Below are 25029 nucleotides of genomic sequence, written 5' to 3'. Positions count from 1 at the left end.
GTCCAGACAGGCCCGGGCTTTTAACGTCGTTACCCACACGTTATCTGAAATGTCTCAGGGCAGCAGTACCGTCGAGCCAGTGGTCTTGCGCGCCGCCAGGGCTTCCTGGGCCTGGGCGGCATCACTCAAGGGGTAACGGTTGGCGACATCGATAGCGACCTTGCCGCTGGCGATCATCTCGAACAGTTCCTCGGCCATGGCCTCGAAGCGCTCACGCGTGTCGGCATAACCGTTGAGGCTGGGACGCGTCGCGAACAAGGCGCCCTTCTGATTGAGGATGCCGATGTTGACGCCTTCGACCGGGCCGGACGCATTGCCGAAGCTGACCATCAGGCCGCGTTTCTGCAGGCAATCCAGTGAGGTTTCCCAGGTATCCTTGCCCACCGAGTCATACACCACCGGCACCATCTCGCCACCGGTCAGCTCGCGCACGCGCTCGACGACGTTTTCTCGGGTGTAGTCGATGGTGGCCCAGGCGCCGTTGCGCTTGGCCAACTCGGCCTTCTCGGGCGAACTGACAGTGCCGATCAATTTGACGCCCAGCGCCTTCGCCCATTGGCAGGCGATCGAGCCGACACCGCCCGCGGCGGCATGGAAAAGAATCGTCTCGCCTTCTTTTACCCGATATGTCTGACGCAGCAGATATTGCACCGTCAATCCCTTGAGCATGGCCGCCGCGGCGGTCTCGAAGCTGATCGCCTCGGGCAACGCCACGACCTTCTCCGCCGGCAACACGTGCAGCTCAGCGTAGGCGCCTAACGCCCCTTGGGCATAGGCGACACGATCGCCCGGCGCGAAGCCTTTCACGCCCTCGCCGACCGCGTCGATTTCTCCGGCTCCTTCGGTGCCCAAGCCGGACGGCAGGCTCGGCGCAGGGTAAAGCCCGGTCCGGAAGTAGATGTCGATGAAGTTCAATCCCACCGCGCGATTGCGCACGCGCACCTCGCCCGGGCCGGGCTCGGCGGGCGTAACGTCGACATATTCCAGGACCTCGGGTCCACCGGTACGAGCAAACTGCACACGCTTGGCCATATATCCTTCCTTACGAAGCTAACGAATCTGGGCTTTCATCCAAGCGCCGAACGCTCGCCGGGTCAAGCTGTCTCCCCTCTGGAAGGCAGCCGAAGCAGCGTATTGCCACTAAAGTCGCACACCATCGTCACCGGCCACCATCATACTCGACCGTCGAAACGCTCCAGCCCGGCGATGAATCGCGCCTTGTACGACTCGAAGGTCTCGGGCTCGCGCTTGAAGGTCTGCACCACACCTTCGGCATTGAAGCGCAGCGGCTTCGTCAAGGTATCGGGCGTCACTTGCTCATGACGCGCCCCCAGGCCCAGGCGCACGCCATCCGGCATGTCCAGCCATCGGGTAATGCCGCAATCGCGAAAGAAAGCTTCGCTGGCATCGTCAGGGGCTTGCACACGCAAGGGGGCGCGTGTGGCCATTTCCCTTACTAAGCGTTTGACATGCTCTTCGTCGCCCCCGGTTTCCGGGGTCGAGAGTAATGTCACTTCCATGCCTTGGCCTTCAATATCCGAGACCAGCAGCAGCATGGCGAGAATCGTCTGTTGCTCGTCGGCCAAGACGAAAATGCGCGCCGCGTCCTGCTCGAACAACACCCCCAACGTGCCAGTGAAGGTCACCAGGGGATCGAGCCCGGCGTTTTGGCCATACACATTGGCGCACAGCTGTGCGAGGCACGCCTCGCGGCTTTCCGGGTTCTTAACATGAATGATTTTCATCGGTCTCTCTGCCGGTCGGGTGCCGTCTGTCGGCCAAAGCGCCAGACGACTGATCTCGAAACAAGGCGCGCAGATTAGCATATCCCCGAACGCCGCCCCATGGCGACACGGTCATGATTCTGTCAAAAAGGTGTCTCAATCTAGGCGGCAATACCGGCGTGAACGGCATGCTTTCAATCACTGAACCACTACCGGATCGACATGCCATAATGTCCATCGGTCATTCGCGAGGTCCGTTTACATGCCACCTTCTTCAAGCGGCACCATCTTGCCGCAGACAACCGCCACCCAGCGCGGGGCACACGCCTCGTCGACTAGTGAGACAGCCCTCGCACTCCCTCGCGTTATCGCGCATCGCGGGCTTTCCGCGCATGCCCCCGAGAACACTCTGGCGGCGGTACGTGCCGCCCACGCGGCCGGATGCCGCTGGGTGGAGCTCGATGTCCAGCAACTCGGCGATGGTACTCCGGTGATCTGGCACGACGCCGGGGTACGACGCTGCTCCAACGGACGCGGCAAGTTGCGGCATCTCGATCTCGCCCAAGCACAGCAACTGGACGTGGGCAGTTGGTTCAGCCCGGCGTTTCGCCACGAGCGCATGGCGACGCTCGATGAGATGCTGGCACTAATCGTCGAATATGACATGGGGCTCAATCTCGAACTCAAGATCAGCTACCGGCATAGCCCCGCCGCTCTGGCCGAGGCCGTCGTTCCGCGCCTGCTGGCAGCGCTTCCACCCTCGCGACTGCTGGTGTCCTCGTTCGATCGAGACGCGCTGCACACTGCGCGCGCTATCGAAACCGATCCACACCGGCTACGCCTGGGACTGCTCTACGACAAGCTCCCCAAAAACTGGCGCGCGGATGCCGAAACCCTCCTGACGTATAGCATCCACCTCGAATGGCGCAAGCTGAAACCCGCCGGCGCCAGCGCCGTCCGCGACGCGGGCCTGCGACTGCTGTGCTATACCGCCAACGACCCGGCGGTTTTTCTGCCTCGCTGGGCATGGGGCGTCGACGCGGTGATCAGTGACGACCCAGCGTGTTTCACGAACGCCCTATCCTAGCCGTCCTCTAGTCGTTGAAAAGCGCACAAAGCACACGGCAAATACACGCTTTGCACACCCCAGCCGCGCGTATCATGCGTCATGGTGGCCCTTGGCCACATCGCTCTATCGCTTTCATGCTGCTCCTGCATCGGACAACGCCCATGAACCCGTCGACTCTGATCGGCATCGCCGCCAGTGTGCTGCTGCTCGCCACCGTCGTACTCTTTACCGCGCAAACGCCCAGCAGCTTCTTCAACTTCCCCGGCCTCGCCATCGTCATCACCGGCACGCTGGCCGCCACGTTCATCAGCTATCCCATGCGTGAGGTAGTGCGCGTCTCGCGTCTTGTGGGGCTCGTCTTCCGTCGCGAAAACAGCCGTATCGACGATGACATCCAGACGCTGGTATCCATGGCCCGGCACTGGTTCCGTGGCAATATTCGCGCCATCGAAGCCGAGCTCGAAGACACGCGCAATCCCTTCCTGCGCACCGGAGTATCGCTGGTGATCGCCAATACCCAGGATGACGAGATTCACGACGTCTTGCGTTGGCGCATCGCACGCATGCGGGCACGTGAATATGCCGAGTCGCAGATCTTTCGCACCATGGCCACCTACGCGCCAGCGTTCGGCATGCTGGGCACCTTGATCGGCCTGATCAACATGCTCGAGGTGATCGACGGCGGCGACTTGACGGTGATCGGCCCACGCCTTGCCATCGCCCTGATGTCGACGTTTTACGGCATTTTGCTCGCCAACCTGCTCTTCAAGCCGATAGCGGTGAAACTGGAACGCCGCACCGAGGAGCGTCTGATCGAAATGCACATGGTCATGGAAGGGGTGATGCTGATCGCCAAGCGCCGCTTGCCGTCGTTCGTCGAGGACACGCTGAATTCCTTCATGGCAGAGCACCAGGACGAGATCCGCGAACCGGCCCCTCATACGTCCAAGCGGTCACGTGAGGAGGAAACGGTGGCATGAGCCGTGCGACGCATCGCTACGCCATCGACGCCGGCGATACCTTGATCGCCCCCGTAAATCACGCGGGCGATGAAGGCGGCGGCTGGCTGATGAGCTACCTTGACATGCTCACCCTGCTGATCACCTTGTTCGTGCTGCTGTTGGCACTCACCGGAAACGGGGAAAGCACCGCCAGCGACGAGGCGCTCGCCTTCCCGGCTCTGGGCGTGCCCACACTGCAAGCGCCCGCATGGTCGCCGAACTTTTATACCCCGCCTCGTTCGACAAAACGCTATGTTCCGCCGCGTGACACCGCTTTCTATACGCCACCGCCGATGATGCCACGGACGCCGAACGTCATCATGGTCAACCCGGAGCCCGCCAAGACCTTGATGACGAGCGTCGAGGCTTCACGCACTACTCGCCGCGTACGCCAGCTGACGAGCACACTCAAGCCCTTGATCGATGGCGTGGTAGTAACACAAAGCGCCCAGACACTGAACTTCCGTATTGAGAATCGCCTGCTGTTTTCCAGCAGCCGCGCCGACCTCACCGACGAAGGCCGCAAGGTACTGCGTCAGTTGCTGGACTCGCTGCAGCAATACGAGGGCAATATCACCATCGAGGGGCATACGGATAGCCGCCCCATCGCCACCGACCGTTTCCCCTCCAACTGGGAACTTTCGACGGCGCGTGCCACCGCCGTCTTACGATTCCTGGTCGAGGAAGGTCTCGATAGCGATGAGCTACGCGCGGTGGGATATGCCGACACACACCCACTGAAAAGCAACGCCACGCCCGAGGGACGTGCGGCAAACCGTCGTGTCGAGCTAGTCCTGCATGAACCCGACAGCCAATGACCGGCTGAGTGATCAGCGTCTAGACACATCGCTTCCCACATCGACCAGCGATCCTGATAAAGTACGCCCCCTTTGAGGCGACCCCACGGTCGCCTCACGCGTGCCACCCCAGCGCGCCTTCTCGGTCCCTCGAGAAGGCGGCGATGTCGGCATCATGGCCGCACTTCTCGTAACCCAGACCGCGTGTAATTCAGGAGTATTCGATGCAAACCCTCATGGGGCTCGTCGGCGTGGTGGTCGTCCTGCTGATCGCCCTCGCCTTGTCCGAAAACCGTCGGGCCATTCGTCTGCGCACCGTCGCCGGGGCGCTTGCCATCCAAGCCGGTCTTGGCCTGTTCGTACTCGCCATCCCTTTCGGACAAAGCGTCCTGCTGGGGCTCACTAACGCCGTGCAATCGGTCATCGACAGTGCCCAAGCGGGGATGGACTTCGTCTTTGGGGGCCTGGTCAGCGACACCATGTTCGACGTCTTCGGTGACGGCGGTTTCGTCTTCGCCCTGCGCGTGTTGCCCATCATCGTGTTCTTTTCTTCACTGGTCGCCGTACTCTATTACCTAGGCATCATGCGCTGGGTGATCAAGCTGATGGGCGGTGCGCTGCAGAAACTGCTGGGCACCTCGCGTACCGAATCGCTTTCCGCCGCCGCCAATATCTTCGTCGGACAAACCGAAGCGCCGATGGCCGTGCGCCCGTTCCTGTCGCGCATGACGCGCTCCGAACTCTTCGCGGTGATGGTCGGTGGCCTGGCCTCGGTGGCCGGTAGCGTACTCGGGGGGTACGCGGCGATGGGGATCTCCTTGGAATATTTGCTTGCCGCTTCGTTCATGGCGGCGCCAGGCGGGTTGCTGATGGCCAAGCTCATCGTGCCCGAAACCGAGCCCCCGTCTCAGCAATTGGAAGACGTCATCGACGGCGAAGACGACGAGGCCCCCGCCAACGTCATCGAGGCGGCAGCCAATGGTGCAGCCTCCGGTGTCCAGCTAGCCCTCAACGTGGGCGGCATGCTGCTGGCCTTCATCGCCCTGATCGCGCTGGGCAACCAGATTCTGGGGGGCATCGGCGGCTGGTTGGGTTACCCGGATCTGACCCTGGAACTGCTACTCGGTTATCTGTTCGCGCCCTTGGCGTTCTTGATCGGCGTCCCCTGGGAAGAGGCGATCCATGCCGGCAGCTTCCTGGGCCAGAAACTGGTACTCAACGAATTCGTCGCCTTCGCCAACCTCGCCGCCGATCCGCAAGCACTGAGCGCGCATGCTCGGGCCATCGTCACTTTTGCGCTGTGCGGTTTTGCCAATCTCGCCTCCATTGCCATCCTGATGGGCGGTCTCGGCATGATGGCGCCCAGTCGACGCAGCGATATCGCTCGGCTGGGGCTCAAGGCTGTGGCCGCCGGCACGCTCTCCAACCTGATGAGCGCGACATTGGCCGGCGTGTTCCTCTCTCTCTAAGAGATTTCGTCGCTCCGCATGCCGGTCGCGCCCACCGCGACCGGCGTTTGACTTCCCCGAAACCGCCAAGCAGAATCCCCGCCCGTCGAGACCCAGGTGCTCGGGAAACGGGTGAAAGTCCCGTACTGCCCCCGCAACGGTAATCGCGCCACATCGGAAATCGTCGCTGCCAGCCGCGCATGCGACCGTCACTGCTCTTTCGTCAGTTCGAGTGGGAAGGCGTTTCCGCCCGGTGTCGGATCTTTTCCGCCGCCAGCGCGTCAGTCCGGAGACCGGCCTGGTTCTCAGCACTGGCTGATGCGGAGGGCTTCGCCAGTGGCGACCGTTGCATTCACGCCGTCCAGGCGACGCGGCGGCGTCACCTCTTGTCCTCCTCATCGCGTAACTCGTTTCTTACGCTGATGAGGCGTTTTTCTATGTTGCATAAAAAGAATCTTCTGTGGCTGGCCCTCGTGATGGCGGGCAGTGCACAGGCGCAGGGCGATCAACGACTATCCGACCTCCAGATCACCGCTAACCGGCTTCCCCAGTCGCAAAGCGATGTCCTGGCCAGCACCACCGTCATCGACCGCGATGACATCGAGCGCAGCCAGGCTGGTTCGATCATCGACCTACTGCAGGGCCGTGCGGGCATCGAAATCGCCCAGAATGGACCACCGGGAACGCTCTCCAGCCTGTTCATGCGCGGCACCCAATCCGACCACAGCCTGGTGCTGGTCGACGGCGTGCGCATCAACTCAGCCACCAGTGGTGGCGCCAGCCTGGAAATGCTGCCACTCGAGGCCATCGAACGTGTCGAAATCGTCCGCGGGCCGCGGGCTGCTGCCTATGGCGCCGACGCTATCGGCGGCGTCATTCAGGTTTTTACCCGGCATGGCACGGCCTCCGGCACGCAAGGCGGACTCAAGGCAAGCACAGGCAGCGACAGCACCCAACGCCAGAGCGCCTGGGTCGCCACCGGCGACGACGATACCCGCTTGAACGCCTCACTCTTTCACCGCGACGGCGACGGTTTCAATGCCAAGCAGGCGGATGACAGCGGCGAACGCGACGGCTTCGAGCGCGAAGGCGCGCAACTGGGGCTTTCGCATCGCGTCAACGACGACGTCGAGGTGAGCGTCAATGCCCTGCGGCAGAACTTCGAGAACGAATACGACAATTGCTCGTTCCCCGCCTCTCAGGACTGTGTTACCAAAGGCTATCTGCAGTCCTTCGGCGGCCAGCTCGATGTCCAGCTCCAGCCGGACTGGCAGATGCTGATCACCGCCGGCCATTTCGACGAGCAACGCGAAGAGCGCTACTCGGGCGAACGCCAGAGCCTGACTGAAACACACCGCGATGAGGTCGGGCTACAGCACCGTTTCACCCGTGACAATGGCGTTGACGTGCTGGGCGTCGACTATCGTCACGACAATATTGATTTCAATAATCGGGCGGGAGAATCATACCAAAAGGATAGCCGCGAAAATTACGGCATCTATGGCATGATGCAGCGCACCTACGGTGCCCACGAGCTTTCCGGTTCCTTGCGCTATGACGACGACTCCCTGTTCGGTAACAAAGCAACAGGCAACGCCGCCTATGCCTATCAGATAACTCAAAATCAGCGTTTGGGTGTTAGTTATGGCACAGCTTTCAAGGCTCCCAGCTTGAGCGATATGTATGGCACCTATAATCCCAATCCAGACTTAGACGCTGAAGAATCCAAGAGCTTAGAAGCTTTCTGGGCTTTTTCTCAAGGCGACTGGAAGACACGTGTCACGGCTTTTCAGAATCGTATCGAGGATATGATCGTTTATACGGGAGCATCTCCTAACGGTACTTATCGAAATATAGATGAGGCTAGAATTCGTGGCCTTGAGCTCAGCGGCGGCTGGCATGGAGAGCGGTTGGTAACACAGCTTTCGATTACGTTTCAGGATCCCGAAGTACGGAGCTGGTCGGATAATTATGCCGGCATTTCAGTAGGGGACCGCTTGCTGAATCGTTCGGAGCACTATGCGCGTTTGGACACGGATTACAAAATTAATAATGAATGGAGTGTTGGCTCCACCCTTTGGGCCTTCAGCGAACGAACTTCTTATGGTGGTCAGGAAGTAGGCGGCTACGGCGTCGTCGATCTGCGTACCGCCTGGCAGGTCACGTCGATGGTCGAGCTGTCAGCCAAGGTCGAGAACGCCTTCGACAAGGAATACCAATTGGTCGACGGCTACAACACCCAGGATCGCTACGTGGAAGGCGGTGTGACGCTGCGCTTCTGATTCGTCTTTCCTACGCTGCACACCGCATGGCGCCCTGCCCCTTTATGGGGTGGGGCGTTATGCTGTATGACCCTTTACAGGAGAACGCCCATGACACTCAGCAAGACGCAAAGCAGCTTCTATCGTCGCTTATACGTCGCACACCTGATCGCCGGTGGCACGGCCAGCATCCCGGCACTGATCGAGGCCACGGGTATGCCACGCCGAACCGCCCAGGATACCGTCAACGCGCTGATCGAGTTGGATATTCACTGCGAATTCGAACAGCAGGCCGGTGCCCGGCATCATATCGGGCGTTACGTCATCCGCGACTGGGGGCCCATCGACCCGACGTGGGTCGCCGCGCATGCCGAACGCTTGCGCGATGCCCTGGGCTATCCGCCAGGCTGACACCTCGCCAGCCGGGTTGAACCCACCTAAATGACGCCTATACTGTTTATATATACAGTCAAGGCATTGCATGATGACGACGCCCAGAGACCGCTCCCTCGCCCGCAAGGGCCGAGGCGCAACCTTCGACCCTCACAATCGTTTTTCACCCACGGTCAGTGAAGCCGTCGACGATGGCTGGTGGCAGGAAGAAACGCCCGCACGGTTGGCGACGCAAGTGCGTGACGAGCCCGCCAAGAGTGCGCTGTCCTGGAACCACTCGCCGGATTTGTCCTTCGATCGCTCGTTGAATCCCTATCGCGGTTGCGAGCACGGCTGCATCTACTGTTACGCACGTCCCAGCCATGCCTACTGGGACATGTCACCGGGGCTCGACTTCGAAACCAAGCTGATCGCGCGCACCGGCATGGTCGAGCGACTGCGCGATGAACTCGACAAACCCGGCTATGTCTGTCGGCCGATCAACCTGTCGGGCAACACCGATTGCTATCAGCCGCTGGAAGCGGAACGCGGCACGACACGAGCCCTGCTGGAATTGCTGCTGGATACCCGCCATCCCGTCACGCTGGTCACCAAGAGCGCCTTGATCCTGCGTGACAAGGCCTTGCTCGCCGAGATGGCCGAGCACCGGCTGGTGCGTGTGTTCGTCAGCCTGACCAGCCTCGATGATGACCTCAAGCGGACGCTGGAACCACGCACGGCAGCACCGCGCACGCGCCTCAAGGTCATCCGCGAACTCAGCGAAGCCGGCATCCCCGTAGGCACCTTGATTTCGCCGGTGGTTCCGGGGCTGACCGATCACGAACTCGAGTCCTTACTAGAGGCCGGACACGACGCCGGCGCGCGCACCGCCGCCTGGATGCTGCTGCGCCTGCCGCATGAGGTCGCGCCACTTTTCGAAACCTGGCTAAACGAGCACTACCCGTTGCGTGCCGACAAGGTCATGAGCCTGATCCGCCAGTGCCGTGGCGGCGAGGACTACGATGCCCGCTTCGGCCATCGCATGCGCGGCGAAGGTGTGTTCGCGGAACTGCTGGCACAGCGCTTTCGCACGACCTGCCAGCGTTTGGGCATAGGAAACCGTACCGAGATGGGACTCGACACCAGTGCATTTCGCGCGCCCCATGCCCAAGGCGACCTATTCGACTGAGGTGGCCGCCCGCATCGCATCACGCGATTCAGGAAGCCTCTTGAAAGACCATCGCCACCCCGGCGCCGTACAACAGCACCAGCGCCACGCTCTCGAAGCCGATGCGTGCCGGCCCGTGTTTCTCGCGACGCACCAGACCCAACAGCAATACCGCCGTCATCAGGACCGACAGCGCGATCCACAGTAATGTCTGCTCGGAAACGGCGTGATAGATCGAACCGTCGCGATAGGCGATATCCGAGGCGGCGGCGAACAGCGTGTCGAAGGCGTTACCGCCGATGATCCCGCCTACAGCCAGGGTCAGCGCCCCGCGACGCACGGCCGCCACGGCGGTCACCAGCTCGGGCAAGGAGGTCGCTACCGAGGTCAACAATATGCCTACGGCGGTCTGGCTCATGCCCGTTTCCGTCGCCAGCGTCGTCGCCGCTTTCTCCATCACCCAGCCGGATACGCCCAGCAACAAGGCCAGCGCGGCGAACGCGCCCCACAATCGAGTCAAGGAATGGCGCTGGGCTTCGTCATCCGGGGCATCCTCGCGGGTCTCACGCGTGCGTCGCGGCATCCACATCGGCTGGCTACGCACTTCATCGATGATGCGCAGCCCATACACGTAGCCCAGAAACAGAAGCGGTGTGACCGGGTGAATGCCCCACAACGTCCACTCCGGCGAATAGCGCGCCACCAGCAACATGCCTAGCAGGCACATCAACAACGTGCCCTGCGCCAGATTGCCGATGGAAGCCGCCGCATGCTCGAGATTGACACGTCGTAGTGCCGCATCGGCGAAGGTGAGAAACAGCGTCTGTGCAGCGATACCGCCCACGGCGTTGCTCATCGCCAGTTCGGGCTGGCCTTTCCAGGCCGCCGTCACCGACAGCACGATGCCGGATAACGAGGTCGCCATGCCCATCAGCACCGCCCCGGCAATGGCCTCCCCCATGCCGGTACGGTCGGCCAGCGTGTCCACCACGCCGGTCAGGCGTGTCCCGACCACGCCGATGACCAGGGCGCATCCGGCGAATAGCGCCACGCTCAGCATCAAACTCATATTACTCGTCCTTGAGAGGGGGTTTACAAAATAGGCGAGCGACGTCAAGACAAGGCAAAATCGGGCGAAAAAGCGGAGTTTACGTGGGGTAAATGAGTATTTTAAGGCCGATTTTAACGCCGAATTGTCGAGCGCAGTCCTTTTGTAAACACTCTCTGAGACATGTGCGCCCTACCCTAAAGAAGCACCGCCCGGGTTGCGAGCCTGGTTGTCAACGTTTTGGGTGACGTGCCACCACGACGGCAATAACGCCTGAATGCGGGGCTCGGCGAAACGGTCATCGATCAGATGAATCGTGCCTCGGTCCTCGTGTCCACGAATCACACGCCCGGCCGCCTGAATCACCTTCTGCACGCCGGGATAAACGTAAGCATAGTCATAGCCGGCGCCGAACATCGCCTGTAGATAGCGTCGACGCTGCTCGTTGACCGGATTGACCTGCGGCAGCCCCAGGGTGGCGATGAAGGCGCCGATCAGTCGCTCCCCTGGAAGATCGATGCCCTCGCCGAAGGCCCCACCGAGTACCGCGAACCCGACTCCGCACCCGTCCGACGTGAAACGCGCCAGGAAATCCGTCCGTGCCTTTTCGTCCATGCCCCGCCCCTGCTGCCATTGCGGCACCTCGGGGTGCGCCTCGCGCAAACGCGTGGCGACATCCTCCAGATAAGCGAAGCTGCTGAAGAAGGCCAGATAATTGCCCGGCCGACGCGCATAAGTGGCGGCGATCAAGTCGGCGATCGGTGCCAGCGATGCCTGGCGGTCGCGAAAGCGCGTGGATATGTGCCGGGCGATATGCACGCTGAGCTGTTCCTTGGCGAAGGGCGATGCCACGTCCAGCCACACGCTGTCCTCGGGCAGCCCCAGCAGATCGCGCTGATAACGCTCGGGCGTCAGGGTGGCCGAAAACAGCACGCTGGCATGCGCCGCCTTGAAACGCGGGGTCAGCAATGGCGCCGGTACGATGTTGCGCAGGCTCAGGCGCGCATGGCGCGTGCCGCGGTGACCCGGGCGCATGGCGATGTCGCACACGAAGTGGCGATCGAAAAGTTCGGCGACGCGCACCGTCTTCAAGGCATCGAAATAGAAACGCTGCAAGGCCGGTGACAAGGTATATGGTGGCTCGGCCGCCACTTGCCCGATCGTTCCTACCAGGCGCTGCAACGCCGCGAGCCACGCCTCGGGCACGTTTTCGAGTGCAGTATGCTCGTTGACGCACTCGCGGCCCAGCGCGTTCCATTCGCGATTGAGCTGCTTGAGCGCGGCGCTAACGCCGGCAGGTTTCTCGCGTATCAGGGCGCGCAAATCGCCTTGATCGAGACTCGCGCTGTACATGTCACGCGCACGTTCTACCAAGTTGTGCGCCTCGTCGACCAGCACGCCCAGACGCCAGTCGTTGGCCTGAGTCAATAGATGCAGCAAGCCGCCGCTGGCGAAGTAATAGTGATAATCGCCCACCGTGACATCGCTCCAGCGCGCCATTTCCTGCCCCAGGTAATACGGGCAGACGCCATGCGCCAAGGCGGCATTGCGCACGTGCGTGCGGTCCCAGTCGCCACCGGCGATCAATGCACGCCGTGCGTCAGGCAACTTATCGAAAAAGCCCGCCGCCAACGGGCAGGACTCGCCGTGGCAGGCAAGGTCGGGATGCTCGCATGCCTTGTCGCGCGCGGTCAGCTCCAGCACACGCAATGGGGTCGTTTCCACCACGGGGCTCAGCGCATCCAGCGCCAGCTGTCGCCCGGGGGTTTTGGCGGCGAGATAGCACAGGCCATCGAGGCGTTGCATGGGCATCGCCTTGAGCATAGGAAAGAGTGTGCCCAGCGTCTTGCCGGTGCCCGTCGGCGCTTGGGCCAGCAACGCGCGCCCGGTACTGGCCGCCTTGTAGACATTTTCCGCCAGCGTGCGCTGCTCACCCTGCCAGCTCGCATGCGGAAAACGCATCGCCGCAAGCGCCTCGTCGCGTGCCGTACGGTGCGCGGTTTCCTGCAATGCCCAATCGAGGAACGCCGCGCATTGCGCTTCGAAGAAATGACGCAAGGTTTCACGGTCCACGCGCTCGACGAGCGGCGTCTCGACCTGGCGGGCGATATCGAAATACACCAGCGCCAGCTCGAGTTCGTCGAGGCCTCGCGCCTCGCACAGCAACCAGCCGTAAAGGCGCAGCTGGGCCCAATGCAGATGACGATGATTCTCCGGCTGACGCGTCAGGTCACCGCGATGGGTCTTGATCTCTTCCAAACGTCCACGTTGCGGGTCGAAACCGTCCGCACGACCACGCACGCGCAAGCCTTGCCCGGCAGCACTCCAGTAGACGCCGCTCAAGGCGACTTCGCGCTCATAATGGGCGTCGCGACGCGAGGCCACTCGGGCATGCCCTTCGATGCCTTCTTCAGCGCTGGGCGACGGCGTGAAACGCAAGTCGAGATCGCCGCGCTTGGCGGTGAAATCGCACAGCGTACGCACCGCCACCGTATAATCCACTGCCTCGCTCATGACGCCCATGTCACGTGGCAGACATCGAGAGGCATGGCGTGACGCGCGCAAAACGCCAGCCACCGGCGTTGATTGTCCTGCAGACGATCGCCCGGTCCCTTGACCTCGATCATCCGGTAGTCGCCCTGCTCGGGGCGAAATTGGATCAGGTCCGGCATGCCTGCTCGATTGGCACGTACATCGCGCAGCAGACGCTCGAACCACAGCCGCAGATGCGCCGCCGGCAGACACGCCAGCGCCATTTCCAGCAGCGCTTCATCGAGCGCCTCCCACTGCACGAAAGCGGATTCGAGCCCGTGCTTGTCATGGTAAGTACGGCGGATCACAGCGCGATAGCCATGCTCGCCCTCGGGCACCTCGAGACGCGCCAGGCACTGTGCAAATAGCGCCTCGCGACGCGACGCGAACTCGGGACGCAACAGATCCGCAGGGGCACGCTGGAACGGATGAAAGAAGGCCCCAGCAAGTGGCGCGAACACCGCCTCCCAGCACAGCAAACCGAACAGCGCATTGATCAGCGCGTTCTCGACGTAATACACCGGCATCGACTCGCACGACAGATGCGCCGCCACGGCGCGTTCCACCGACGCCGTACGGGGTAGCGTCATCTCCAAGCGCGGCGGTACCGGTTCCTCGGTCACGGACGGCGGCGCGAGTGCAAGACGGCGATGCAGACGCGGCAACAGGCGGTCCAACTGCTGACGTTCGGCCTCGCTTTCCGGCGCCGCTGCGGCGTCGTTGGCCAGCGCCAAGGCCTCGGCATGGCAGGCTTGGCGCTCCAGCATGCGCAGGCGGCGCCCGCGGGCACCGGGATGAACGCTCTGCGCGTAAAGGCCTGCCGCTGCCTCCAGCGCACCTTCGCGCTCACGCGCCCGAGCCAGCAGAAACAACAGCTTGCCACGCCGGTTTTCCAGCCATGGATTGTCATTCGCCGCCGGCACGTCATGAAGTATGTCGGCAATCGGCTCGCCAGCCTCCAGGCGCTCGCGACAGGCATGCAGATGTACGTAGGTGTGAATGTCTTCGCGGCGCTGAAAGGCCCGCGAGGCAGGACTCAGCGGTACCCGCTCGAAGCGGCGCACGCCAAGATCGGCAAGCACGAACTCGCTCCAGTCCTGATACAGGTTGCCGAAGAACATCAAGCGCAGCCGCTCACACAGCGCCATGCGCGTCATGCGCACCACCTTGAAGGGAATCTCGGGGCACCATGCGGTCAGCGAATACTCGCCAAGGTCGGCCGCGGCGAGCACCTCGAGCATGTCCGCCTTGCGCGCGCCACGCGTGAGGCCGTGATCCCGCAACAGCCCGTGCAGATGGCGGCCGATCTCGGCTTTGGTCAGCAAGGACCACAGCGCCGCCAGCGATAGAGGCGGATCGTCTTCCACCCATTCGCATTCGATCAACGCCACCATCGCCGAAGACGGCGTTCCGATTTCCGCATAGTCGAGCCGGTCGTCACGAAAAGTATCGCCTTTGCGCATGACCATACGCACCCACAGCGCCTGCGCGGGCTCGGGCAAGGTTTCAAAACGAGTGAGAAAATCGCGCTCTTCGTCATCGAACAGATCCACGTAGCACGCTTCGATCCAGCGCAAGGCACTGCGGAAGTTATGCAGATAATAAAGCGGATCGTCGAGGGATGCGGGGCGCGGCGGGAGCGGCGTAGCATTCATGAACGCATGATAGCAACCGCGTCTTGGCGACCCAAGCAGAGCGCACCTTGTCTGGCGGCATATCCGAACGCGACATCGCGTCGCCCCGTATCCGAGCCCTGCTTTGTTATACTCCCGAGACGCATTCAATCGACGAAGAAAGAGCCCGCCGTGAAAGACGCTTCATCCTCGCGCGACACGACGCCGCGCCGTGCCAACAAGCCAGGCTGCCTGGGCCTGATCGTCGGCGCTATCGCCTTCATCGTGGCGGTGTACGCCATCATCATCTACTTCATCAGCCAGGGCGCGACCCCGGAAGACGAAGCCGGCGAAGAACGCGGCATCGCGCAGTGCTGGCAGTCGATGGCGGCGCCGGAGATGACCGATCGCCAACGGCACACCACCGAGGAACGCTGTCAGGAGATGACCGAGCAGTTCGAGCTCAAGTACGGTCATGCTCCGTCGGTGACCCAGCCGCCATCGTCGTAGCCCTCGCGACGCGTCGCCGTGCGCGGCTCGAGGCGCCATTACGCACCGACCAACGCATGATCGGCACCAGCCGATTCACCCCCATCCGCACGCTATGACGCTGCCAGCGTGGCATGTCGCGGTGAGCCATCTCGGCTGCCCAGGTAGGTAGCAAGTCGACCCCAGCTCGCATCGTCAACGCCACTAGTGGGCGCGCCAACGGGTGGGGGGCCGGCGCCCCGATCAGTAGCCGAAACACCTCTTCCGTGCGGGCATCGAAACGAAGCCGCGGGCGCATCGCCTCGAGATAGGCATCGGTCTCACCGCGCGTGCGCGGCACGTCACGCGCGCCCAGTGCCTCGGCGATACGCGCCACTTCGGCATAGTAACGGTCCTGGTCGTCACCGCTCAGTTCAGGGTTGCGATAACGCAGGTGCGCGGCGAGAAAGCGACTGACCTCGGCCACATGCACCCAGGTCAGCAAATCTGGATCGTTGGCAGCATAGGGCCGACCATCAGGTGCGGTACCCACCACCTCCTCATGAATGCGCCGTACCCGGTCGATGAGGCGCTCGGCATCCGCCGTGGAAGCGAAGGTGGTCGCGGCGATGAACTGGCTGGTGCGCCGTAGCCGACCGAGCATGTCGTCGCGAAAGTTGGAATGATCCCACACGCCGGCCAGCGCCAGCGGATGCAGCATCTGCAACATCAACGAGCTGATGCCGCCGCAAAGCATCGAGGTGAAATCGCTATGTACGCGCCAGCATACGCTCTGAGGCCCGAACAGGCCGGGGTCGCCCGACGGGTGTTCATAGTCGATATCACCCAGCGCCATGCCGGTCACGCCCATGATCTGACGTTCGATACGCCGTCTCAATATTTCCACCGTCACCTCCCAAGCGCCACGACTATCCTCCCCTTAATGCCTGACGATCATCACATAATGAAGGGCTATCCATGATAGCGCGTTATGTCCTGACGGATCGCTGGCACAATCTTCACTGAAGCGTTTGGCTGACACATGAATGTCACAACTGGCTGTCACCGTGCCCACGCGCCATTGCCCGGGAGAAATCGTGATGAAAATGCTAGCCCTCTACAGTATTAAAGGCGGCGTGGGCAAAACCGCCTCCGCCGTCAATCTGGCCGCGCTAGCGAGCCAGGCCGGGCATCGCGTACTGCTCTGGGATCTCGATCCACAAGCGGCCACCACCTTCTACCTACGCGTCAAGCCCAAGGTGCGCGGCGGCGTGGACAAGCTCGTCAAGGGCAAGGCTTCATTCGACAAGGTCATTCGTACCAGCGAGATCCCCGATCTCGACCTGCTGCCGGCGTCTTTCGGCTCGCGGGAGATGGATCACCTGCTTCAGGGCCAAAAACTCAGCCGGCTGCGCAAGATACTCAAACCGGTACACGACGATTACGACCTGGTGATACTCGACTGCCCACCGAGCATTTCCACGCTCTCCGAGCATGTTTTCTCCAGCGTCGATGCCCTGTTGGTACCCACCGTGCCGACGACGCTCTCGCTACGCACCCTGGAGCAACTACGCGAGCATCTCGACGAGGCCGATCATGCCTGCCCGGTGTGGCCTTTCTTTACGCTCGCCGATCGCCGCCGGAAACTCCATCTCGATGTCATGGCCACCCTCAAGCAGGATTGGCCACTGATGCTGACCACGACCATTCCCAACGCCAGTGCCATCGAGCGCATGGGACTTGAGCGCGCGCCGGTCACGCAGTTCGCACGGTCGTCCCCTGCGGCGCGTGCCTATCGTAGCCTGTGGCGAGAACTCGAACAGCGTCTGTAAATCAGGCATGTCTACAACGTTGTGGTGCAGGTCCCCGTCGCGTTACGTTGCTTCTTTTACCCGAGAATACGTCATGACCGACCGTCAGTCCCGCCATCGCAACGCCATGCGCAACCTCAAGTCGCATGTCGACGAGAAAGTCGCCGCCGCCACCGAGCAACGCGGCTTGCTGCTCGTCTTCACCGGCAACGGAAAAGGCAAGACCACCGCCGCCTGGGGCACCGTTACCCGCGCCCTCGGCTATGGCTACCGAGCCGGCGTGGTGCAGTTCATCAAGGGCATGTGGGAATGCGGCGAGCGCGAACGCCTCGCAGACGACGCCAACTTGAGCGTGCATATCATGGCCACCGGTTTCACCTGGGAGACGCAGAACCGTGAGTCGGACACTCAAGCCTGCCAGGCCGTGTGGGCGGATGCAGCACGCCTGCTGAGCGATCCCGAGGTCTACCTCGTAGTGCTCGATGAAATCACCTATATGCTCAAGTTCGGTTATCTCGACATCGCCACGGTACGCGAGGCCTTGGCCAACCGGCCTTCCGAACAGACGGTAATCGTCACCGGACGCAATGCCCATCGCGAGCTGCTCGACATGGCCGATACCGTCACCGAGATGCAGGAGGTACGACACGCCTTCAACGCCGGCGTCCAAGCGCGCCGCGGCATCGACTATTGAGTCCTGCGCTCAGGGCTGTCGAGTCGCCTGCTTGAGCGCCTGGCAGATTTGCTCGACGCCCTGAACGAGGCGCGGCCCGGGACGGCTGATGGGATCGGGATCGAGGGTGTAGAGGTGACCATCGTGCACCGCCGGCAACCAGTCTTGGCCTTGCCAAGCGCGCTGCCAATCATCGCTACGCGCGGCTGACAGAATCACCTCGGGACGCGCCTCGATCAACGCTTCGCGCCCGATTTCAGGCACCAGCACCGAGCGATTGGCGAACAATGGCTCTCCCCCGCAATGGCGGATCGCCTGGGTGACGATATGCCCATCGCCCAGCGTAGTCAGCGGATTATGCCCCAACTGATAGAACACGCGCGGCGTCTCTTTGAGCGTTTGCCGCGAGGCGTCGAGGCGCGATTCGAACGCCTCGGCCGCTTGCTCTGACGCCTTCGAGTGACCGGTTAGGCGCCCCAAGTCGCGCAGGTCTTCCGCCACGTCGTCGAGATGACGTGGCTCGCTCTCGTAGACTGGCACACCGAGCGCCTTGAGGCGCTCCACCACGCTGCGCGGCGTGCCGCTGCGCCAGGTCACCACGAGATCTGGCTCGCGGGCCATGATGGCTTCCAACGCGATGCCGCGATAACTGCCCACCCGGGATACCTGCTTGGCTGCCTCAGGATAATCGCTACCCTGTAGCACTCCCACCAGCCGTTCGCCGGCCTCTACCGCATAGAGCATTTCCACGATATGCGGCGCCAGTGCCACGACACGCTCGGCGGGGGCGTCGAGCGTGACCGTGTTGCCGGCATCATCGGTCACCTTGAGCGCCGCCAGTGCCGTGCCTGACGATAACAGCGCGGCCATCGTCAACAGATATGCAAGAAACGAGCAAATACGGCGCAACCTCACGACTCCCATAGCCACTTTCGGGCATGCAGGATAGCATGCTCGCATGAGCGGTTGGCTTAGGCGGCGGCTCAGCTTTTCAATGTCGACAGGAGGTTTACATGTTGCGCAAGGATATTCGTCTTCCTTTCATGGCGACGGCGCTGTTCGGCGCCTTGCTGATCGCCGTGCCCCAGGCGCAGGCCAAGCCCGGGCCCAAGACGTCGCATGAGCTTCACGTACAGGCACAATCGAGTCTCGACGTGGCCCCTGACATGGCGCGCCTCAATGCACGCTTGTGGGAACGCACCCCCGCCGTGGCTCGCAGCGAGGAAGGCAGTGACGCCCAGGCTCTCGGCGATGCGCGCGATCAACTGGAATCACGTACTGGCGATTTGATTCGCGCCCTGGAAGACGCCGGCGTGGAGAGTCGCGACATTCAAGCCGGCTCGCTCAACGTGCGCCCCGAGATCATCTCGCGCTCACAACAGAACGACGATGCGGAAGATCAGGTGCGGACCCAGGTCGAGCGTCCGGTCAGTGTCACTATTCGCGACCTCGAACGCTTGCCGAGCATTCTTGATGCGCTGACTGCCGCGGGCGTGGATTCACTGGATGGTGTCGAATACGATCTAAAGGACCGCGACGCGGCTACCGACAAGGCGCTGTCAAAAGCCCTCGAACGCGCCACACACAAGGCGCAGCTAATGGCCGATACGCTCGAGGTCAAGCTCGGCGATGTGATCAATGTCCAGGAAACGCAGTCCCCCACCTACACGCCGCGTACCATGATGATGCGCGCCGAGTCAGCCGACGCTAAATCAGCACCGGAATACCGCGCCGGAGAAATCACCATCGACGCCAGCGTCAACGTTACCTGGGAAATCGCGGACTAACGCCTCACGCTTTTAATTCAATCGCTTCTCACAACGACGGTGCTCACAACGACGATGCCCGGCCAACAAGGCCGGGCATCGTCATCGTACGGCAACAATCTGGCGATTGAGTAGCAATCAGCCGGTGAACTGGCGCTTCACGCGCGGGCTCAGCATCTCACCGAGCACGGCAATCACCACCAGCACCGCGAGGAACCACGGCCACTGGCTACCGATGTCGATGCTCATCACGCCCAGGGCGTCGATGAAGATCAGCACGATCCCCAGCGGACTGACATAGCGCACCATCAACAGCCACAAGGCATGCTGACGTTTGGAAAGACGCAGCTCGTCGCGGAAGATCTCATCGCGGAGCAGGAAGCCCGCCATCAGGCAGAGCCCTAGACCGCCTAGCGGCATCATCCAGCGCGAGGTCAGGTAATCGAGCCAATCGAAGAAATTCTTGCCGGCGAAGGTCCAATCGGCACCCAGATTGAACGACAGCATGGCCAAGGTGCTCAGCAACCAGAGCACGATGCCACTACTCCAGGCCGCCGCCTTGCGACTCATGCCCTTGCGCTCGGTCAGCCAGGCCACGGTGGCCTCGATCATCGACACTGCCGAGGTCAGTGCCGCCACGCTGAGCATCACGAAGAAGATCACCTGCAGCACGCTACCCAGCGGCATCTGCTGGAAGGCCAACGGCAGGCTCATGAAGATCAGCCCCGGACCGCTAGCCGGATCCATACCGTTGGCGAAAATCGCCGGAAAGATCGCTAGCCCCGCCATCAACGCGATCAACGTGTCGCAGATCGCCACGGTGAAGGTGGTACGCGCGATGGATTTATTATCAGGCAGGTAGGCGCCATAGGCCATGATCGCCCCCGCCGAGAGCGACAGCGTGAAGAAGGCATGCCCCATCGCCGCCAGCAGGCCCTCACTCGACAGCTTGCCGACCTCGAAGGAAAACAGGAACGTCACCGCCTCGCCGAAGCCGCCAGAGAACATGGCATAGACGATCATCACCAGCAGCAACAGCACCATGCCAGGCATCATCCAGCGCATGTTGCGCTCGATGCCTTCCTGCACCCCCTTGCCGACGATGAACATGGTCACCACCGTCACTAGCGTGCTCCACGCCCCCAGCGTCAGCGGGTTGGCGTTATTGGCGCCGAAGATGGCCGCCATGTCGTCGACACTACCGCCTTGCAAGCCACCACTGATCGCCTTCCACAGGTAGGCAAGCGACCAGCCGGCGACGACCACGTAGAAGGACAGGATCATGAAGCCGGCGAGCATCGACATCCAGCCGAAGCCGGACCAGATCTTGCCGCGTCCGGACTCCTGCGCCACGCGCTTGACGGCATCGATGGGACTCCCGCGACCGCGCCGCCCGAATGCGATCTCGGTCATCATCGCGGGGATCCCGATGCACAGAATGCAGGCCAGATAGACGAGCACGAAAGCGCCGCCGCCGTACTCGCCGGTCATGTAGGGAAACTTCCAGATATTGCCAAGGCCCACTGCCGAGCCCGTCGCCGCCAGCACGAAGCCCCAGCGGCCGATCCAAAGATTTTTCGGTTGCTGTCTTGCCGTCATGGTTCACCTGAAGGGTTATTGTTGTGGTTCATGCAGCGCGGCGCGAGCACTTGCCACTGCGTGATTCTACCGTTTTCCACTGGCATTTCGCGAACCGCGCGCCATACCATCGTCGTGCGCTGGAGCCGAGCCTCGGCATATGCGAAGCTGCCCACGAAGCGCCGCCTGCGTGTGGCGGCAATGGGGCGACAGCCAAGGAGGCCGCATGTCACGCCAATTCGCCATTCTCGGGCTCGGCTATTTCGGCAGCACGGTCGCGCGCGAACTCAAGCGCCATGACAATCAGGTACTCGGGGTCGACCGCGATGAGTCACGTGTCGATGCGCTGGCCGAGTGCCTTGATCATGCCGTCATTGCCGATGTCACCGACGAGAAATCCCTCGCCGAGCTTTCCCTCGAGAATTACGACGCCGTGATCATCGACGTCGACGGCAACCTCGAGGCCAGCGTGATCTGCACGGTGCACGCCAAGGAACTCGGAGCACGCGAAATCTGGGCCAAGGCGCATTCCGACGCTCATCACAAACTACTCGATCGCCTCGGCGCAGATCATATCGTTTACCCCGAATACGATAGCGGCATCCGCGTCGCCGAAAGCCTCAATTATCATGCCATGGTCGATTTCATTCGTCTCGGCGAACGCGAATTCATCGTCGAAATCGAAACCACCGAGCGCCTCACGGAGCAATGCAGCAATGTCGAGAATCTCGGTATCGATGAACGTGCTCTGCAGCTGGTGGCCATCAAGCGAGGCGACGAGGTGATCCGTGCACCGGGGCACGACACCGCCCTCGTCTGCGGCGACCACCTCGTGTTGATGGGCGATCTCGCCGCCCTGCGCGAGCTCGGCAACAAACTATGATGGGCGTACCGTCACAGCGTGCCTGGGCGTTCGGCAACCGAGGAGAACGCTGAGCATGCATCTCTGGAAGCGTCTGACGCGTCCGTTCCGGCATGCGCCGCACGGGCGTGTCCTACGACTCTCCCCGCCGGAATCCTTGCTGCTAGGCTTTACCCTATTGTGTCTGCTGGGAAGCGGTTTATTGATGCTACCTGGGGCCACGACGCAACCGCTTGCCTGGCATCAGGCGCTGTTCACGGCGACCTCGGCGATCACCGTCACCGGCTTGGCCGTCATGGACACCAGCAGTTTTACGACCTTGGGTCAGGTCATCCTACTGGTGCTGATCCAAATCGGTGGGCTCGGTTTCATGACTTTCGGCGCCTTGACGCTGCTCTTGCTGGGCGCGCGCCTCCCCTTGCAGCAACAAACGCTGGTGCGCGAGGCACTCGGCGAAACCTCGTTCGGTGCGCTCTCGCAACTGGTACGCATGGTGGTCACTTTTGCTCTGGTGGTCGAGGCGCTGGGCACCGTATTGCTGGCGCTGCATTGGGTACCGGAGCTTGGCTGGTCACGAGGGCTTTGGGCGAGCCTGTTTCATGCCGTGTCCGCGTTCAACAACGCTGGTTTTTCACTGTGGCCCGATAGCCTGACGCGTGACGCCGGTGATCCGCTGGTGACGCTTGTCGTCAGCGGGTTATTCATCGTCGGCGGACTAGGCTTCGTGGTGATCAGCGATGTGCGTGAAAAGCGCCGCTGGGGCCGCTTTTCGATGCAAACCAAGGTGGTGCTTTGCGCCACGCTGGCCGTCAATCTCGTCGCCATGTTGGCGCTGGGATGCCTCGAGTGGCACAACCCCGCCACACTGGGTGGGTTGGAAAGTATCGGCGACAAACTTCAAGCCGCCTGGTTCCAAGCCGTGACACCGCGTACGGCGGGCTTCAACAGCGTGGATACCGCCGCCATGACCGATGCCTCGTCACTGCTCACCATGCTACTGATGTTCATCGGCGGCGGTGCGAGCTCCACCGCCAGCGGGATCAAGCTCACCACCTTCATCGTACTGATCTTGGTGGCCCGCGCCTTCCTACGCGGCACGCAACCCGCGGCCTTTGGGCGCTCCATCTCTCAGCAGACCGTTATGAAGGCCATCGCCGTGGCGCTGGCCGGAGTGGCGCTGGTGTTCGTGACGTTGCTGGTGCTTACCATCACCGATAGCCGACAAGCATTTCTCGATCTGGCCTTCGAGAGCGTCTCGGCGTTCGGCACCGTGGGGCTGTCACGTGGCATTACCGAGGAGCTCTCGAGCCCCGGACAATGGATGCTGATCCTGACCATGCTGCTCGGGCGTGTCGGACCGCTGTCGTTGGGCTACTTCCTGGCCACGCGGCGCACGCGGGGAATGCGCTACGCCGAGGGCCATATTCAGATCGGCTGATAGGGTGGCTGAGGCCAGCAGCTTGAAGGCTTGATACATTTCGATAATTATTTAAATATAGAACCATCTCAAGCCACTCATCCGCGTCGGACCTAGCATGCTACTTGCCCTGCCCATCTTCATCGCCACGCTCATTCTCGTCATCTGGCAGCCACGTGGCCTGGGAATCGGCTGGAGCGCAAGCGCCGGCGCCTTGGTCGCGCTGCTCACCGGCGTCATCCACCCCGCGGACATTCCCGCCGTGTGGTCGATCGTCTGGAATGCCACCTTCACCTTCATTGCCATCATCATCACCAGCCTGCTGCTCGACGAGGCTGGCTTCTTCGAATGGGCGGCCTTGCATATCGGCCGCTGGGGCAACGGCCGAGGGCGTCGTCTGTTCGTCCTGGTGGTACTGCTCGGGGCCGTGGTCGCGGCGCTGTTCGCCAACGATGGCGCGGCCTTGATCCTCACCCCGATCGTCTTCGAGATGCTCGTCGCCCTGGGCTTCAGTGCCGGTGCGACACTGGCGTTCGTGATGGCCGCCGGCTTCATCGCCGATACCGCCAGCCTGCCGCTGGTGATTTCCAACCTGGTCAATATCGTCTCGGCGGATTACTTCGATATCGCCTTCGGCGAATACGCGGGTGTCATGGTGCTCGTCGATATCATCTCGGTACTCGCCTCGCTCGGCATGCTGTACCTGTTCTTTCGACGTGCGGTGCCCTCGACCTATGCCCTCGGTGATCTGCGCAAGCCATGTGAGGCGATCCGCGATCCGGCGGTGTTCAAGGCCGGCTGGTGGGTACTGGGGCTCTTGCTGGTGGGCTTCTTCGTGGCCGAACCGCTGGGCGTACCGGTCTGCGCAATCGCCGCCATTGGCGCATTGATCCTATTCGTGATCGCCCAGCGCGGTCATCACATCCACACTCGCAAGGTGCTGCGCGACGCCCCCTGGAACATTGTGGTGTTTTCGCTGGGCATGTACCTGGTGGTGTATGGCCTGCGCAACGCCGGACTCACCGACATGATCGCCGGCGGTCTGGAATGGCTGGGCGGACATGGCCCGTGGATCGCCACACTGGGCACAGGCTTCATCGCCGCCGGGCTTTCCTCGGTGATGAACAACATGCCCACCGTACTGGTGGTCGCCTTGTCGATCGATGCCAGCGACGTCACCGACCTGACCCAGCAGGCGATGGTCTATGCCAACGTCATCGGTAGCGACCTGGGCCCCAAGATCACGCCAATCGGCAGCCTTGCCACCTTGCTGTGGCTGCACGTCCTGGCACGTAAGGGCATGACCATCAGTTGGGGCTACTATTTCCGTGTGGGCATCGTGCTCACCGTCCCCGTACTGACGATCACCCTGCTGGCACTGGCCGCCTGGCTACAGTTGCTCGCGTCCTGAGACGACAAGC

Annotated in this window: 22 protein-coding genes and 1 riboswitch; of the genes, 14 read left to right on the top strand and 8 right to left on the bottom strand. The window is 62.1% G+C overall.

Annotated elements, in window-relative coordinates:
- Positions 1-54: 54 nt before the first annotated feature.
- Positions 55-1032 carry an NADPH:quinone reductase gene (locus tag KZO83_RS04765; protein WP_247619937.1) on the bottom strand — a complete coding sequence of 326 codons (978 nt, stop codon included), beginning with the start codon at positions 1030-1032 and terminating at the stop codon, positions 55-57.
- 140 nt (positions 1033-1172) lie between these two features.
- Complete coding sequence (locus KZO83_RS04760) at positions 1173-1745, bottom strand: hypothetical protein (protein ID WP_178998111.1); 573 nt, start codon at positions 1743-1745, stop codon at positions 1173-1175.
- 241 nt (positions 1746-1986) lie between these two features.
- Here KZO83_RS04760 and KZO83_RS04755 point away from each other — a divergent pair, with 241 nt between their 5' ends.
- From KZO83_RS04755 to KZO83_RS04725, 7 genes are all read left to right on the top strand, one after another.
- Entirely contained in the window at positions 1987-2811 is an 825-nt protein-coding gene (locus KZO83_RS04755; RefSeq protein WP_247619936.1) for a glycerophosphodiester phosphodiesterase family protein, read from the top strand.
- Between the two features lie 143 nt (positions 2812-2954).
- Positions 2955-3773 (top strand): motility protein A, encoded by an 819-nt coding sequence (locus tag KZO83_RS04750; RefSeq protein ID WP_247619935.1) that lies wholly within the window; start codon positions 2955-2957, stop codon positions 3771-3773.
- A complete protein-coding gene (locus tag KZO83_RS04745; protein ID WP_247619934.1) occupies positions 3770-4612 on the top strand; it encodes an OmpA/MotB family protein in 843 nt (280 codons plus the stop codon). The genes KZO83_RS04750 and KZO83_RS04745 overlap by 4 nt, the downstream gene beginning before the upstream one ends.
- Before the next feature lie 203 nt (positions 4613-4815).
- Positions 4816-6060, top strand: a complete 1245-nt coding sequence (locus tag KZO83_RS04740; protein ID WP_247619933.1) for a NupC/NupG family nucleoside CNT transporter — start codon at positions 4816-4818, stop codon at positions 6058-6060.
- A gap of 77 nt (positions 6061-6137) precedes the next feature.
- Positions 6138-6355: riboswitch (cobalamin riboswitch) on the top strand.
- Positions 6356-6476: 121 nt separating this feature from the next.
- On the top strand, positions 6477-8321 hold the full coding sequence (locus tag KZO83_RS04735) for a TonB-dependent receptor domain-containing protein (RefSeq protein WP_247619932.1): 1845 nt from the start codon (positions 6477-6479) through the stop codon (positions 8319-8321).
- Between the two features lie 90 nt (positions 8322-8411).
- Complete coding sequence (locus KZO83_RS04730; RefSeq protein WP_246894833.1) at positions 8412-8711, top strand: winged helix-turn-helix domain-containing protein; 300 nt, start codon at positions 8412-8414, stop codon at positions 8709-8711.
- Positions 8712-8784: 73 nt separating this feature from the next.
- Entirely contained in the window at positions 8785-9861 is a 1077-nt protein-coding gene (locus KZO83_RS04725) for a PA0069 family radical SAM protein (protein ID WP_247619931.1), read from the top strand.
- Between the two features lie 28 nt (positions 9862-9889).
- On the opposite strand, the gene KZO83_RS04720 is transcribed toward KZO83_RS04725, so the two are convergent.
- The 3 genes from KZO83_RS04720 to KZO83_RS04710 form a co-directional block, all read right to left on the bottom strand.
- Complete coding sequence (locus tag KZO83_RS04720; protein WP_247619930.1) at positions 9890-10909, bottom strand: sodium:calcium antiporter; 1020 nt, start codon at positions 10907-10909, stop codon at positions 9890-9892.
- 171 nt (positions 10910-11080) lie between these two features.
- Positions 11081-13402: an ATP-dependent DNA helicase gene (locus tag KZO83_RS04715; protein WP_247619929.1), complete on the bottom strand. Its 2322-nt coding sequence runs from the start codon at positions 13400-13402 to the stop codon at positions 11081-11083.
- The gene (locus KZO83_RS04710; protein ID WP_247619928.1) at positions 13399-15075 is read right to left on the bottom strand and encodes a VRR-NUC domain-containing protein; all 1677 of its coding nucleotides are present in this window, start codon (positions 15073-15075) and stop codon (positions 13399-13401) included. Before KZO83_RS04710 ends, KZO83_RS04715 begins: the two co-directional genes overlap by 4 nt.
- 150 nt (positions 15076-15225) lie before the next feature.
- Between KZO83_RS04710 and KZO83_RS04705 the strand changes: the two genes are divergently transcribed.
- The gene (locus KZO83_RS04705; RefSeq protein ID WP_178998102.1) at positions 15226-15543 is read left to right on the top strand and encodes a hypothetical protein; all 318 of its coding nucleotides are present in this window, start codon (positions 15226-15228) and stop codon (positions 15541-15543) included.
- On the opposite strand, the gene KZO83_RS04700 is transcribed toward KZO83_RS04705, so the two are convergent.
- Positions 15497-16408, bottom strand: coding sequence for an oxygenase MpaB family protein (locus KZO83_RS04700; protein WP_178998101.1), 912 nt, complete (start codon positions 16406-16408; stop codon positions 15497-15499). The two genes, KZO83_RS04705 and KZO83_RS04700, sit on opposite strands and share 47 nt — an antisense overlap.
- Positions 16409-16601: 193 nt before the next feature.
- Here KZO83_RS04700 and KZO83_RS04695 point away from each other — a divergent pair, with 193 nt between their 5' ends.
- Positions 16602-17333, top strand: a complete 732-nt coding sequence (locus KZO83_RS04695) for a ParA family protein (protein WP_178998100.1) — start codon at positions 16602-16604, stop codon at positions 17331-17333.
- Positions 17334-17406: 73 nt separating this feature from the next.
- On the top strand, positions 17407-18006 hold the full coding sequence (gene cobO / locus KZO83_RS04690; RefSeq protein WP_075369154.1) for a cob(I)yrinic acid a,c-diamide adenosyltransferase: 600 nt from the start codon (positions 17407-17409) through the stop codon (positions 18004-18006).
- Between the two features lie 9 nt (positions 18007-18015).
- On the opposite strand, the gene KZO83_RS04685 is transcribed toward cobO, so the two are convergent.
- Complete coding sequence (locus tag KZO83_RS04685; protein ID WP_247619927.1) at positions 18016-18894, bottom strand: cobalamin-binding protein; 879 nt, start codon at positions 18892-18894, stop codon at positions 18016-18018.
- A gap of 104 nt (positions 18895-18998) precedes the next feature.
- On the opposite strand from KZO83_RS04685, the gene KZO83_RS04680 reads away from it, so the two are divergent.
- On the top strand, positions 18999-19772 hold the full coding sequence (locus KZO83_RS04680; RefSeq protein ID WP_247619926.1) for an SIMPL domain-containing protein: 774 nt from the start codon (positions 18999-19001) through the stop codon (positions 19770-19772).
- 117 nt (positions 19773-19889) lie between these two features.
- Here the strand turns inward: KZO83_RS04680 and KZO83_RS04675 are convergent, their stop codons facing one another.
- Complete coding sequence (locus KZO83_RS04675; RefSeq protein ID WP_075369151.1) at positions 19890-21350, bottom strand: sodium-dependent transporter; 1461 nt, start codon at positions 21348-21350, stop codon at positions 19890-19892.
- Between the two features lie 205 nt (positions 21351-21555).
- On the opposite strand from KZO83_RS04675, the gene KZO83_RS04670 reads away from it, so the two are divergent.
- From KZO83_RS04670 to KZO83_RS04660, 3 genes are all read left to right on the top strand, one after another.
- Positions 21556-22212, top strand: a complete 657-nt coding sequence (locus KZO83_RS04670) for a potassium channel family protein (protein WP_075369150.1) — start codon at positions 21556-21558, stop codon at positions 22210-22212.
- Positions 22213-22267: 55 nt separating this feature from the next.
- The gene (locus tag KZO83_RS04665; RefSeq protein WP_247619925.1) at positions 22268-23629 is read left to right on the top strand and encodes a TrkH family potassium uptake protein; all 1362 of its coding nucleotides are present in this window, start codon (positions 22268-22270) and stop codon (positions 23627-23629) included.
- A 97-nt stretch (positions 23630-23726) separates the two neighbouring features.
- Complete coding sequence (locus tag KZO83_RS04660; RefSeq protein ID WP_247619924.1) at positions 23727-25019, top strand: arsenic transporter; 1293 nt, start codon at positions 23727-23729, stop codon at positions 25017-25019.
- Positions 25020-25029 lie beyond the last annotated feature (10 nt).

The sequence above is a fragment of the Chromohalobacter moromii genome, from assembly GCF_023091865.1.
Lineage (GTDB): Bacteria > Pseudomonadota > Gammaproteobacteria > Pseudomonadales > Halomonadaceae > Chromohalobacter > Chromohalobacter moromii.
The sequence above is the reverse complement of the archived record's forward strand: the minus strand, read 5'-3'. Positions and strand labels throughout refer to the sequence as shown.